The sequence below is a fragment of the Virgibacillus sp. FSP13 genome, assembly GCF_054048505.1.
This window is the reverse complement of record NZ_JBSVKG010000002.1, coordinates 227,015-239,972: the sequence shown is the minus strand read 5'-3', so window position 1 is coordinate 239,972 and position 12,958 is coordinate 227,015. Positions and strand designations below refer to the sequence as shown.

The window sequence follows — 12,958 nt, the reverse complement described above, 5'->3', positions numbered from 1 at the left end:
CAACTAGATAAAGTATTACTGGATTAAAAAGGAGGAAAGATACGTGCAGACTCCTGTTTCCGTACAAGATAAAAAAAGCTTTATCCAATGGTTTTTGAACAATTATCAATTAAAAAAACGAGAAAGTGTCTGGATTCTTAATTATTTAGTAAATCATGATGACTTATTAGCAAATGTTCACTTCATCAGAGAAGCGAGATTTTGTCCACGTGCAATAATTATGAGCAGCCATTGTTCGGATGATGTCCCATTTCGTTTTTATAAAAGTCAATTGGTTACAACTGATGCAGAAAAATCTTTTCACGATATACGTTTAAATCAGAAAGAAGCTCTTTATATTCAATTGAATTTTAAAAATGCAAAACAAAATTCGCTTTATGTAGCTGTTTTGGAGGATAATCCGTTTGTTCCGGAAGACTACTTCATCACAAAAAAAGATCAAGATCTAGCGCAGCAATTATTAGATAAAACAATTTTTGATTACCAAAAAAAGATCATCCAAGCAGAAATCGACCGAGCATTGGATGAAAAAAATCAGCGAAACTTTGAAAAATATGTGAAAAAGCTACATAAGCTTGAATCTAATCATCCACATCAACCTAAATTGCTAAAGCAATAGGTTGATTTTTTTTGTGTGGATAGATAAGATTTATACGAACCGTAATATTTTGCTTATATTTTTCATCATTTTGTAAAAGAATAGAGAGAAAGGTTGATTATTCATGCAATGGCTCAAACAAGATTTGCAGCAGTACATACAGGCCAAGGAATATGTTGATACCGTAATCATTCCATTAATTCCATTCCAGTTGTCACAAGACGCCAATTTAGCAAAAAGTGCATTTCAAGGTGAAGTACTGACTATTTTTGCCAAAGAAATTGAAAAGGGGTTGACTGGCAGGATTTTATTAACACCAAACTATTATTATTTGAATTCAGTATCCAAGGAAATGGAAATAAACAGGTTAAACGCTTGGGCTGAAAATATCTTCACACAGCCATTTAAACACTTATTTTTTGTGACATTTGATGCATCATGGAAAAAGAATGAACAGGCATTGGATGGAACACTGCTATGGTTACCTGGTATCCAATCAGGTGATATCCAATCAAAAGAAATGCATTCATTTATTCATGATCAAGTTAATCAGATTAGTGAATTGATTAAGTCGTACTGGGCTTAGTTCTTGTACGATATCCTTAAAAGGTAAATCTTTTGCCTGCAATAATGATTATATATTGACCGGACAAACAGTTTGCGCTATCATGGTAATGTCCTAGTAATCTGATCTAATAAAAAATGTCCGTGATTAACGAATAGAGGGGGGAAAATCATGAGTGAAAAGAAGCAACAAGTATCCCGTCGGCAATTTCTAAATTATACTTTAACGGGTGTAGGTGGATTTATGGCAGCAGGTATGCTTGTCCCGATGTTACGTATGGCCGTTGACCCAGTTTTACAGCCATCTAAATCAGGGGAGTTAGTGAATGTTAATATTTCTGTCGATGATCTTACAAATGAACCACAACGTATCGATTGGAAAATTGATCAAGTTGATGCATGGTACGAATCTAAAGTTGATAAGGCAGCTTGGGTTTACTTAGATGATAACGATGAGGTTGTAGCACTTTCCCCAATATGTAAGCACCTTGGTTGTTTTGTTTCCTGGGAAGGTAGTGAAGATTATCCAAACCAATTCTACTGCCCATGCCATGGAGGACGCTACACGAAAGATGGTGTAAACGTTCCACATACACCACCAACTGCTGGACTTGACATTTATGAAAGCAAAGTGGAAAACGGAATATTGTACCTTGGCGAAGCAAAACCAAGAGAGGAGGCGTAATACAATATGCTACAAAAAATGTATGACTGGATCGATGAACGCGTAGATATTACGCCTTTGTGGCGCGATATTGCGGATCACGAAGTTCCTGAACATGTTAATCCGGCACACCATTTCTCAGCATTTGTTTATTGTTTTGGTGGGTTAACATTTTTTGTAACGGTAATACAAATACTTTCAGGAATGTTTTTAACCATGTATTATGTACCAGATATTGAAAATGCATGGAAATCTGTTTACTACTTACAAACAGAAGTAGCTCATGGTCAAATTGTACGAGGCATGCACCATTGGGGCGCAAGTGTTGTTATTGTAATGCTCTTCTTACATACGTTGCGCGTGTTTTTCCAAGGCGCGTATAAGAAACCTCGTGAGCTTAACTGGATGGTAGGGGTATTATTATTCTTTTGTATGCTTGGACTAGGATTTACAGGCTACCTACTACCATGGGATAACAAAGCCTATTTCGCAACACAAGTTGGACTTGAAATAGCGGAAAGTGTTCCATTCATTGGTGAGTGGATAAAGATTCTTTTAGCTGGTGATGCAAGCATTGTAGGTGCACAGACACTGACAAGGTTCTTTGCGATCCATGTATTCTTCTTACCAGCAGGATTGTTTGCCTTAATGGCTGTTCACTTTTTACTAATACGTAAACAAGGTATTTCTGGACCACTATAAAATAAAAGGAGGGGAAAGCTGTGCATAAGGGTAAAGGAATGAAGTTTGTCGGCGATTCGCGAATTTCAGCCGACACGAAACCTAATATTCCCAAAGACTACTCTGAATATCCTGGAAGAACAGAAGCTTTTTGGCCTAACTTTTTATTAAAAGAATGGTTAGTTGGTGCTGTGTTCTTAATTGGATTTCTTTGTTTAACAATTGCTCATCCATCACCATTAGAAGGTATGGCTGATCCCACAAACGCGGGTTATATACCATTACCAGACTGGTATTTCTTATTCTTATATGAATTGTTAAAATACGACTTTGCTAGTGGACCGTACGTTCTATTTGGTATTCTTGTTATTCCTGGTCTTGCATTCGGTGGCCTATTATTAGCGCCGTTTTTGGATAAAGGACCTGGCAGAAGACCACATCAACGTCCAATTGCGGTTGGTATGATGTTACTTGGTGTAGCATCTGTTATTTGGTTAACATATGAGTCATCTGCACACGTTGATTGGGAAGCTCGTGCAGAAGCAAATAAACCAGTACCAACTTCAAATGTTGAAATTGATAAAGATAGTGCTGGTTACAAGGTATTCGAAAGCAATTGTATGACTTGTCACGGTGAAGATTTACAAGGTGGGGGAGCTGCTCCTTCTTTAATCGGCATTGATCATTCGAAAGAAGAAATTATGAAAATTGCTCAAGAAGGTATCGGTGATATGCCTCCTGGCGTATTTAAAGGTTCCGATGAGGAATTAAACGATTTAGCAGAATTTATTGTATCTGTTAATGAAGAAGCTAAATAAACGGGTATAAATCGAATTAGACACCTTTGCCATACTATAATGGTGAAGGTGTTTTTTTCCATCTTGTTTAATATGGAAAGGGTTTATTATGATACGATACATACTGCAAGACAGAAAATTTTTGTTATGCTTATTTATTATAAATCTACTCGGAACGATTTATGGGTACATATGGTACGAAGAACAATTGGAAATTACACCAACAATTTTTCTCATCTTTGTTCCTGACAGTCCGACAGCAACACTGTTTTTTACGATCGTTATCCTTTTTTTCTTATTTAAAAAACATGCTCCTTACCTGGAGGCACTTGCGATTATTACTTTATTTAAATATGGTATTTGGGCGGTCGTTATGAATTTATTAACGTTGTATGTTGATGGACATTTAGCTTGGCAAGGTTACATGTTAATTGCATCACACGGTGCAATGGCAATTCAAGGGTTACTTTATGCTCCCTTTTATAAAATTAAATTCAAACATTTGACAGTTGCTGCGATTTGGACGCTACATAATGATGTCATTGACTACGTATTTGAGATGATGCCAATGTATGGTTCATTAACTGAATATATGAATGAAATTGGCTATTTTACTTTCTGGCTTAGTATTGTATCTATTTTCATTGCATATTGGTTAACAACTAGAAAGTCAAATCAGCTGAATTACTAAGTTATCCGTTATAAATTTAAAGCCACACTCATATACATTAGTGTTAGAAGATGTATACGAGGTGATCTCTATGAAGCATCTGTTGGTTCGTTTTATATTTGTTCTGTTAATTTTAGGTGTTTTTATTTTTCCACTATATACTATCAATGCATATTCTTCACCACCATTTGCAACTGCTACCAATGCAGAAACAACCGGTGATATGACACCATTATATTGGATGATTGCTATTGTTGGTGGGTTAATTGCAGTTACATTAACGTATGTTAGTTGGAGAAAATATAAAGGCGAAGTAAAAAAACGATCAAAGAAAGGACCTAACAGTTGACTTATTGATTAATTTTGACTAAAATTGACCTTAAGCTAGTTTTAATAAAATAGTGGAGGAATGCAAATGTCACTTGGTGGATACATCATTTACTTTGTCCTCTTAATGGTTATTCCATTATTGGCACAATCAAAAGTGAAAAACACCTATAAAAAATATGCAAAAAAAGCTACATCATCACACATGACAGGTGCAGAAGTTGCTCAGAAAATTTTAAATGATAACGGGATTTTCAATGTAAGCGTTGAGGAAACAAGAGGATTTCTTTCCGATCACTACGATCCACGGAAAAAAGTTGTCCGACTTTCCAGTGATAATTATCATGGTCACTCAATGGCATCTTCAGCAATTGCAGCCCATGAAGTAGGACATGCTATTCAAGATGCAGAATCTTATGCATTTTTGCGTTTCAGACATGCATTAGTTCCTGTAGCTAATTTGGGTTCTAATATGTCCTTCATACTAATTTTAGCTGGGATTTTCATGGGTATGATGAACTTAGTACTGTTAGGAATTATCTTTATGTCTGCTGCAGTATTATTCCAATTGGTAACATTACCTGTTGAGTATAACGCATCAAGCCGCGCAATGGAACAATTGGTTTCTACCGGGGTCATCCGCAATAACGAAGAACGGGAAACGAAAAAAGTTTTAAACGCTGCGGCCCTGACATACGTTGCTGCTGCACTAGTTGCTGTAGCAGAACTGCTAAGATTTGTGTTAATGTTCGTAGGTGCGAATGAAGATTAATAGAAAGGGATGACATCAATTGTCATCCCTTTTTCTATAAGTAAGAAGGTATAAAGTTTGGCTCTAATTTGCTTTCGGCATGATGAGCCACGTCCAGCTCTAGCGCTAAAGCAGTTGCGAGACTTCCCTCACCTCCGTCGATAAGTCAACATCGATTCAAGAATAAAGGAAGGCCGAGTAAAACCGGCTTGCGCTTTTGTTCATAAATTAATCATCTAACGGGTTTTTGTTTTCATCGAGGGTAAAGCCTTCTCCAGCCACATCATGGACAGAACCAACGGCGACAAATGCGTGGGGATCAATACCCTCTATAATGCCTTTCAAACGTACGATTTCATTTCTGCCAACAACACAATAAAGTACATCCCGTGTTTCGCCTGTAAAACTACCTTTTCCTGCTAACACCGTAACACCACGATCCATATCAATGTTAATTTTTTTCGCTATTTCCTCACTACGACTGGAAATAATAGTTGCTCCGCGTCCCGAATAGGCACCTTCCTGAATAAAGTCAATTACTCGTGCGGCAATATAAACGGCAACAAGCGTATACATCCCTTCAACAAGGTTTAAATACACGATTACGGATGAGGTAATGACCATAAAATCAAATAAGAACATTGTCTTGCCCATGCTCCAACCTGCGTATTTATGAACAATCCGTGCGATGATATCAACCCCACCAGTTGTTCCACCATAACGAAAAATAATCCCGAGCCCAATACCAATAAAAACACCAGCAAACAGTGCTGCTAACGTCATATCAGATTCTAAGTGAACAGGGAACGGATGAATTTGAAAAACACTTAAAAATAATGATACGGCAACTGTTCCAATGATCGTATATAAAAAAGTATTACGGCTTAGAAACTTCCATCCGACGAAAAACACCGGAATATTAAGGACTAAATTTGTTATCGCAGGATCCCAATTCCATAGAAAATACATAAGCAGTGTAATCCCGGTAAATCCACCTTCACTCAAATTATTCTGCATATTAAAATGAACAATTCCAAATGAAAAAATAGCGGAACCTAAAAGGATAAACAAGATATTTTTTATTTTCAGACCAAAAATCAATTTCTTTACCTCCTCATCTATCTATAACGTTTGTTTAAAGTCGAAAGCTTACACTTTTATTATTATAGACAAATAATACCAACTGAACAATGTAAATAAGAAAATAAATAATTTGTCAAATCAGTACGTTTTAGCTAACATTAAGTAAGGTTAACCAATTAAAGGAGATTTCTGATGGATAAAAAGAAACCTATTTATAATACGGCAGACATCCAAAAACGTGTCGACTCGTACATATCACAGTTTAAAGAGGGATATTTCTCACCATTAAGTTTAATGGCACGACTGTCAGAAGAAGTTGGCGAAATGGCACGTGAAGTGAACCATTTCTATGGTGAGAAGCCTAAAAAAGCAAGTGAAGCAGAAAATACAGTAGAAGAAGAGCTTGGCGACATTATCTTTGTTCTGACATGTTTTGCGAATTCGCTTAATATCGATTTATCAGAGGCGTTTGATAAGTCGATCAGCAAAATTGAAACAAGAGATAAGGATCGCTGGACAAAAAAAGATTAATTACGATTTAAACTACTGGAGGAGGAAACATTCATGAGTATTAACGTCATTATCGCTGGACCAAGGGGTAAAATGGGGTCTGAGGCCATTCAAATGGTTACGAATGAACCTAGTTTTGAATTAGTTGCATGTGTAGATCGAATTAATAATGGTAAGACACTTCAAGACATCGACGGATTACCTGATTTAGCCGTACCAATTTTTGAGGATGTCGATGGATGCTTGGAAACAATACAAGCAGATGTTTTTATTGATTTGACTGTTCCAAAAGCAGCTTTTGAACATGCCAAGCAGGCACTAAATCATCAAGTGCGGCCTGTAATTGGTACATCTGGGCTTACAGATGTACAATTAGAGATATTGAAACAGATTGCTAAGGAAGTAAAAACAGGCTGTGTAATTGCTCCGAACTTTGCTGTTGGAGCCGTCTTGATGATGCAATTTGCGAAAATGGCAGCCAAACACTTCTCAGATGTAGAAATAATCGAAAAACACCATGACCAAAAACTTGATGCTCCATCAGGCTCTGCTGTCAAAACAGCGCAACTCATCAAAGAGACAAGAGAAGCCAAACATCAAGGACATCCTAATGAAGAGGAAACAATTGCTGGTGCAAGGGGGGCAGAAATGGATGGCATGCATATTCACAGTGTCCGCTTACCAGGATTAGTTGCACATCAAGAAGTATTGTTCGGTGGTTCCGGACAAACATTGACGATTAAGCATGATTCTTATAATCGGGAATCATTTATGGCTGGTATCAAATTTGCGATTAATAAAGTGATAAATTTGGACGAGTTCGTATATGGATTAGAAAATATTTTAGAGTAGGTGTAACAGATGAATATCGCACTAATTGCACATGACAAAAAGAAACAGGATATTATTGGATTTAGCGTAGCTTATAAACAAGTCCTTAGCAAGCATAATCTATACGCCACAGGTACAACCGGGAAATTAATTAGCGAAGCAACAAATATGAGTGTTCACAGGTTTCAATCAGGCCCACTTGGCGGAGATCAGCAAATTGGGGCCATGATTGCAAACAATGAAATGGATATGGTGATTTTTTTCCGTGATCCATTAACCGCACAACCTCATGAGCCAGATGTTAGTGCTTTAATGCGTCTATGTGATGTTCATTTGATTCCATTAGCAACCAATCTTGCCGCTGCTGAAATTGCTATTCACGCTTTAAATCGTGGTGATTTTCAGTGGAGAGAAATCGCTAAAATGAAAAGAGATCGGTCATAATGAAAAAAATCGGCATTACATGTTACCCAACAGTTGGTGGATCAGGTGTCATTGCTACTGAACTAGGTAAAAAACTTGCTGAGCTTGGAAATGAAATCCATTTTATTACATCGAGTTTACCTTTCCGTCTTGATCATGTTCATCCTTCTATTTATTATCATGAGGTAGAGTTGAATCATTATCCAGTATTTCAGTATCCACCATACGATCTAGCATTAGCCAGTAAAATGGCAGAAGTAATCGATCAAGAGGAATTAGATGTATTGCATGTCCATTATGCGATGCCCCATGCAATATGTGCCATCTTAGCCAAACAAATCGCCAACCGCGATGTTAAAATTGTGACAACATTGCATGGCACAGATATTACCGTGTTAGGCATTGATCGAACATTTAAAAAAATGATCAAACATGGAATCGAACAATCTGATGCTGTTACAGCAGTTTCCCATAGCCTAGTCAAGCAAACCGTTGACATGCTTGGTGTAAACAAGGAAATATCGGTAATTTATAATTTTGTTAATGAGAAAGAGTACCATAAAAAAGAATTATCAAATGTAAAAGAACAATACGGAATTAAGCCCGATGAAAAAGTAATTATTCATATATCCAATTTTCGCAAAGTAAAAAGGGTAGCCGATGTGATTCATACCTTTCAGATGATTAACAAAGATATTAAAGCAAAACTCCTTTTGGTTGGTGATGGACCAGAATATTCGGACTCCCGCCAGTTAGTTGATAAACTCGATCTTAACGACAATGTGCTTTTTCTTGGAAAACAAAAGAACGTTAGTGAATTATTATCAATTTCAGATTTAAAATTGCTACTCTCCGAAAAGGAAAGTTTCGGTCTAGTATTGCTTGAAGCAATGGCTTGTGGCGTACCCGGAATCGGAACAAATGTTGGTGGTATCCCGGAAGTAATCGATCATGATGAAACTGGATTTATTGTGGAGCTAGGACATGTTGAGGAAGCTGCAGCATATGCTGTACGCTTATTGCAGGATGATGCACTCTTAGAAAAGTTTTCTAAACAAGCGTTAAAACGTGCGAGAACTGAATTTCTTTCCGATAAAATTGTTGGCGAGTACATCCGTCTATATGATTGGGTATTAGCACAATAGAAATGGTGATAACGATGCAGGCAAACTTGTTCGAACAAGCAAGACCAATATTAGAGAAACTAGAAAAACATGGGTACCAAGCTTTTTATGTTGGGGGCTGTGTTCGAGATTTACTGCTTAACCGTTCAATTGGCGACATTGATATCGCAACTTCGGCACAACCTGACATGGTTCAAAAAATATTTGAAAAAGTGATCCCGGTTGGAATCGAACATGGAACGGTTATTGTCCGCCATCAGCATGAATCCTATGAAATTACAACATTTCGCCGAGACGGTAAATACAGTGACAGTAGACACCCGGATAGTGTGGCGTTTATCCAAAAGATTGAGGAAGATTTACAACGTCGGGATTTTACAATTAACGCGCTGGCAATGGATATAAATGAAAATATTATTGATTTATTTGCTGGTAAACAGGATTTACAGCAAAAACTAATTCGTACTGTCGGTGACGGCTATGAGCGATTCAGTGAGGACCCACTGAGAATTATTCGCGCATTGCGTTTCTCCGGTCAATTAGGATTCACCATAGCACCTGATACGCTTGACAACATGATTCGTCTGAAGCAACAGATTAGTGGGCTTGCAGTTGAACGAATGGCAACCGAAATCACGAAACTATTTGCAGGAGAATTTGTCAATATTGGCATCGACTATTTAATAAGCACAGAAATATATAAACAATTGCCAGTTATGATAGAATATCCGTATATCATTCATAGATTGCCACAACCACTTAACCCATTAAAGTCGTTTGGTGAAGTCATTGCGCTTTTTCATTTCCTTGAACCTAAAATCAATATCGCCTACTGGGTTAAAGAATGGAAGTGTTCAAATAAAATAAAACAAGAGGCTACGCAATTGGCCGACGCTCTATTTTATTATCAACGACATGGGTTGGATCAATGGCTTGTCTATCGTTTAGACACAAACCTCTATAATGGGTTTATCAGGCTAGGGAAGATTATATTTGACGCGTTTCCAGTTATCCTAGATAATCTCCAGCAAATGGAGGATAACCTGCTGATTCATAGCAAAAGGGATATAGCGTTAAATGGAATTGATCTCCATAAATTGTTTCCCGAATATGAAAAAGGCCCCTGGATAAAACGGTACTTAACAATACTTGAGAAAAAAGTTGTGTACGGAGAATTAGCAAATAACAAAAATGACTTAAAGGATTGGGTAAAATGGAATCCACCCGAAATAAATTAATAAAACTCTTGGCAAGCAGTGGTAATCACTACATTTCCGGTCAATTATTATCAGAAAAACTGGCTATTTCAAGAGCTGCCATTTGGAAACACATGAAAGAATTAGAGAAAGATGGCTACCGGATTGAAGGAAAGTCAAAGAAGGGCTACCGAATATTGAAATTCCCTGATAAAGTAAGTGAAAACACAATTTTATGGGGATTAGGTACACAATGGTTGGGTAAAACAGTCATACATAAAGAAGTAACAGCATCAACCCAACACATTGCCCATAAGTTAGCACAAGAAAACGCGGTACATGGAACAATTGTTGTGGCAGACGAACAAACAGAAGGAAAAGGTCGAATGAACCGCAAATGGCATTCAGCAAAACAGAAAGGCATTTGGATGAGTATCATTCTAAGACCTACTATATTGCCTTACCTTGCCCCACAATTAACATTGTTAACTGCTACTGTTCTGGCAGATGTTTTGACGAACGATACACAAACAAACCCTAAAATTAAATGGCCAAATGACATCTTGATCAACCACAGAAAGACAGCTGGGATCTTAACGGAAATGCAGGCAGAACAGGATCAAATTCAGTATGTTGTGATTGGAATAGGGATCAATGTAAACCAAACACGTGACGATATACCGACTGATATTGAAAAGAAAGCAACATCACTACAAATTGAAACCAACAAGGAATGGGATACGCAAACACTTATTCAGAATATTTTATTGGCATTCGAAAAAGCGTATGATGCATATATTACAAACGGATTTCCAGATGTTAAAAGCAAATGGGAAAGCTATGGATTTAAAATTGGTGAAACCATTCACATTAAAACGATGAGGGAACAATGGAAAGCAATATTTTTAGGAATTGCAGAAGACGGAGCACTATTAACAAAGACACCTGACGGGGAAATGAAGAAATTATACTCAGCTGAAATTGACTGGTATGAAAATGGAGGGGACGATTTTGCTAACTAAATTGAATTTGCAGAAGATGAAAGAGGCAAATGAAAAGATAACTATGATAACTGCCTATGACTATCCAGCAGCAAAATTAGCGGAACAGGCAGGAATAGACATGATTTTGGTAGGTGATTCACTTGGAATGGTTGTACTTGGCTATGATTCCACGATAAAAGTAACAGTCGATGATATGATTCACCATGCAAAAGCCGTTAAACGTGGGACAAGTGAAACGTTTGTTGTTGTTGATATGCCATTTATGTCTTATCATATCTCACTTGAGGAATCATTACGTAATGCTCAAAAAATATTCCAAGAAACAGATGCTCAAGCACTTAAAATAGAAGGTGCTTCTGATGAAATCCTTACCTTGACGCAAAGATTAACAGATGCTGGCATACCCGTTGTTGCCCATATTGGTCTAACACCACAATCCGTTAATGTTTTGGGTGGTTTTAAAGTTCAAGGAAAGGACCAGGAGGCAGGTACAAAGTTATTACGCGATGCCAAACAATTAGAAGCTCATGGTGCAATGGCAGTAGTTCTTGAATGTGTGCCAATGGAGCTGTCAAATATAATTACGGAACAATTGACCATCCCTACAATTGGAATTGGTGCTGGAGCAAGCTGTGATGGCCAAGTCCTTGTTTATCATGATATTATCCAATACGGTGTTGATCGTTTGCCAAAGTTTGTTAAATCATATACCGATGTTAATTCGACTATCAAACAAGCAATAACGGCGTATCGTAACGATGTAAAGCAAGAACAATTCCCAACCGAACAATACAGCTTTGCCATTAAAAATAAAGACTTTTTACCAAAAGAATAAAGTAGGTTGATACAAAATGGAAATCATTCGTGCCAAGTCAGACATGCAAAAGAAATCATTTGACGCTATCCGTGCTAATAAGACAATCGGTTTCGTTCCAACGATGGGATTTTTTCATGAAGGACACCTGGCTTTAATGGAACAGGCGAAACAAGATAATGATCTCGTCATCACCAGTATATTTGTTAATCCCTTACAATTTGGGCCTAACGAAGACTATGAGCAATACCCTAGAAATGAAGAGAATGATATTGCACTAGCAGAAAAAGTGGGTGTAGATATTGTTTTTATTCCAGATGCTAAGGATATGTATCCAACCAAAATGCTAATTTCTATGGCCATTGAAGAACGGGTAAATGTATTATGTGGACGTACACGGTCTGGCCATTTTGAAGGGGTTTTAACGGTATTATCCAAACTTTTCCATCTTACACAGCCAACAAAAGCATATTTTGGGATGAAAGATGCCCAACAGATTGCTGTTGTGGATGCTTTAATCAAGGATTTGGATTTTTCAGTCGAATTAATCGCTCTACCAACGATTCGAGAAAATGACGGCTTAGCAAAGAGCAGCCGAAATGTTAACCTTGATGAAAATGAACGGGAAGAAGCAGTGTTCTTATACAAAGCTTTGCAGCATGGCCGGGAATTAGTAGTTGACGGAGAAAAAAATCCTGCTATCATTGTAAAAGAGGTTATGGACATAATCGACAAAGAAACTAACGGAACGATTGATTATGTTGAATTATTGAATTACCCTGCATTACAGTCTGTTTCACTTATTGATCAACAAGTGATTTTAGCGACAGCAGTAAAGTTTAAACAATCTCGGTTAATCGATAACCTGATTTTTGATAAAAATGGAAATTTAGTCAGACGGATCGAGTAGGGGGAAGGATT

At 37.3% G+C, this 12,958-nt stretch carries 17 protein-coding genes; 16 read left to right on the top strand and 1 reads right to left on the bottom strand.

All coding sequences use genetic code 11. From position 1 onward, the window contains the following. The first annotated feature begins 43 nt into the window (after window positions 1–43). The 8 genes from ACW2QC_RS03095 to ACW2QC_RS03060 all read left to right on the top strand — a co-directional run bounded on the left by ACW2QC_RS03095 (window position 44) and on the right by ACW2QC_RS03060 (window position 5,073). Entirely contained in the window at window positions 44–619 is a 576-nt protein-coding gene (locus ACW2QC_RS03095) for a ReoY family proteolytic degradation factor (protein ID WP_457542511.1), read from the top strand. A 103-nt stretch (window positions 620–722) separates the two neighbouring features. Continuing rightward, window positions 723–1,184 carry a YpiF family protein gene (locus tag ACW2QC_RS03090; protein WP_457542510.1) on the top strand — a complete coding sequence of 154 codons (462 nt, stop codon included), beginning with the start codon at window positions 723–725 and terminating at the stop codon, window positions 1,182–1,184. A 150-nt stretch (window positions 1,185–1,334) separates the two neighbouring features. After that, entirely contained in the window at window positions 1,335–1,847 is a 513-nt protein-coding gene (locus tag ACW2QC_RS03085; protein ID WP_106497415.1) for a QcrA and Rieske domain-containing protein, read from the top strand. Between the two features lie 6 nt (window positions 1,848–1,853). Beyond that, a complete protein-coding gene (qcrB, locus tag ACW2QC_RS03080) occupies window positions 1,854–2,528 on the top strand; it encodes a menaquinol-cytochrome c reductase cytochrome b subunit (RefSeq protein ID WP_457542509.1) in 675 nt (224 codons plus the stop codon). 20 nt (window positions 2,529–2,548) lie between these two features. After that, a complete protein-coding gene (locus ACW2QC_RS03075) occupies window positions 2,549–3,325 on the top strand; it encodes a c-type cytochrome (RefSeq protein WP_457542508.1) in 777 nt (258 codons plus the stop codon). A gap of 88 nt (window positions 3,326–3,413) precedes the next feature. Beyond that, window positions 3,414–3,995, top strand: coding sequence for a lipoprotein heptaprenylglyceryl N-acetyltransferase LhaT (lhaT, locus tag ACW2QC_RS03070; RefSeq protein WP_457542507.1), 582 nt, complete (start codon window positions 3,414–3,416; stop codon window positions 3,993–3,995). Window positions 3,996–4,065: 70 nt separating this feature from the next. Further along, window positions 4,066–4,323 carry a sporulation protein YpjB gene (locus tag ACW2QC_RS03065; RefSeq protein WP_457542506.1) on the top strand — a complete coding sequence of 86 codons (258 nt, stop codon included), beginning with the start codon at window positions 4,066–4,068 and terminating at the stop codon, window positions 4,321–4,323. 60 nt (window positions 4,324–4,383) lie between these two features. Next, complete coding sequence (locus ACW2QC_RS03060; protein ID WP_457542505.1) at window positions 4,384–5,073, top strand: zinc metallopeptidase; 690 nt, start codon at window positions 4,384–4,386, stop codon at window positions 5,071–5,073. A 207-nt stretch (window positions 5,074–5,280) separates the two neighbouring features. Here ACW2QC_RS03060 and ACW2QC_RS03055 read toward each other — a convergent pair whose 3' ends face one another. Then, the gene (locus ACW2QC_RS03055) at window positions 5,281–6,153 is read right to left on the bottom strand and encodes a YitT family protein (protein WP_457542504.1); all 873 of its coding nucleotides are present in this window, start codon (window positions 6,151–6,153) and stop codon (window positions 5,281–5,283) included. Between the two features lie 174 nt (window positions 6,154–6,327). Between ACW2QC_RS03055 and ACW2QC_RS03050 the strand changes: the two genes are divergently transcribed. From ACW2QC_RS03050 to panC, 8 genes are read left to right on the top strand one after another with little or no spacing between them, the layout of a single operon-like run. Next, window positions 6,328–6,666: a nucleotide pyrophosphohydrolase gene (locus ACW2QC_RS03050; protein WP_457542503.1), complete on the top strand. Its 339-nt coding sequence runs from the start codon at window positions 6,328–6,330 to the stop codon at window positions 6,664–6,666. A 33-nt stretch (window positions 6,667–6,699) separates the two neighbouring features. Then, window positions 6,700–7,497: a 4-hydroxy-tetrahydrodipicolinate reductase gene (gene dapB / locus ACW2QC_RS03045; protein WP_457542502.1), complete on the top strand. Its 798-nt coding sequence runs from the start codon at window positions 6,700–6,702 to the stop codon at window positions 7,495–7,497. Window positions 7,498–7,506: 9 nt separating this feature from the next. Then, window positions 7,507–7,920, top strand: a complete 414-nt coding sequence (gene mgsA / locus ACW2QC_RS03040) for a methylglyoxal synthase (RefSeq protein WP_457542501.1) — start codon at window positions 7,507–7,509, stop codon at window positions 7,918–7,920. Further along, window positions 7,920–9,044, top strand: coding sequence for an N-acetyl-alpha-D-glucosaminyl L-malate synthase BshA (gene bshA, locus ACW2QC_RS03035; protein WP_457542500.1), 1,125 nt, complete (start codon window positions 7,920–7,922; stop codon window positions 9,042–9,044). The genes mgsA and bshA overlap by 1 nt, the downstream gene beginning before the upstream one ends. 14 nt (window positions 9,045–9,058) lie before the next feature. Further along, window positions 9,059–10,261, top strand: coding sequence for a CCA tRNA nucleotidyltransferase (locus ACW2QC_RS03030; protein ID WP_457542499.1), 1,203 nt, complete (start codon window positions 9,059–9,061; stop codon window positions 10,259–10,261). Next, window positions 10,237–11,241 carry a biotin--[acetyl-CoA-carboxylase] ligase gene (locus tag ACW2QC_RS03025; RefSeq protein ID WP_457542498.1) on the top strand — a complete coding sequence of 335 codons (1,005 nt, stop codon included), beginning with the start codon at window positions 10,237–10,239 and terminating at the stop codon, window positions 11,239–11,241. Before ACW2QC_RS03030 ends, ACW2QC_RS03025 begins: the two co-directional genes overlap by 25 nt. After that, window positions 11,231–12,058 (top strand): 3-methyl-2-oxobutanoate hydroxymethyltransferase, encoded by an 828-nt coding sequence (gene panB, locus ACW2QC_RS03020; RefSeq protein ID WP_457542497.1) that lies wholly within the window; start codon window positions 11,231–11,233, stop codon window positions 12,056–12,058. Before ACW2QC_RS03025 ends, panB begins: the two co-directional genes overlap by 11 nt. Window positions 12,059–12,074: 16 nt before the next feature. Continuing rightward, on the top strand, window positions 12,075–12,947 hold the full coding sequence (gene panC, locus ACW2QC_RS03015) for a pantoate--beta-alanine ligase (RefSeq protein WP_457542496.1): 873 nt from the start codon (window positions 12,075–12,077) through the stop codon (window positions 12,945–12,947). Window positions 12,948–12,958: the final 11 nt, after the last annotated feature.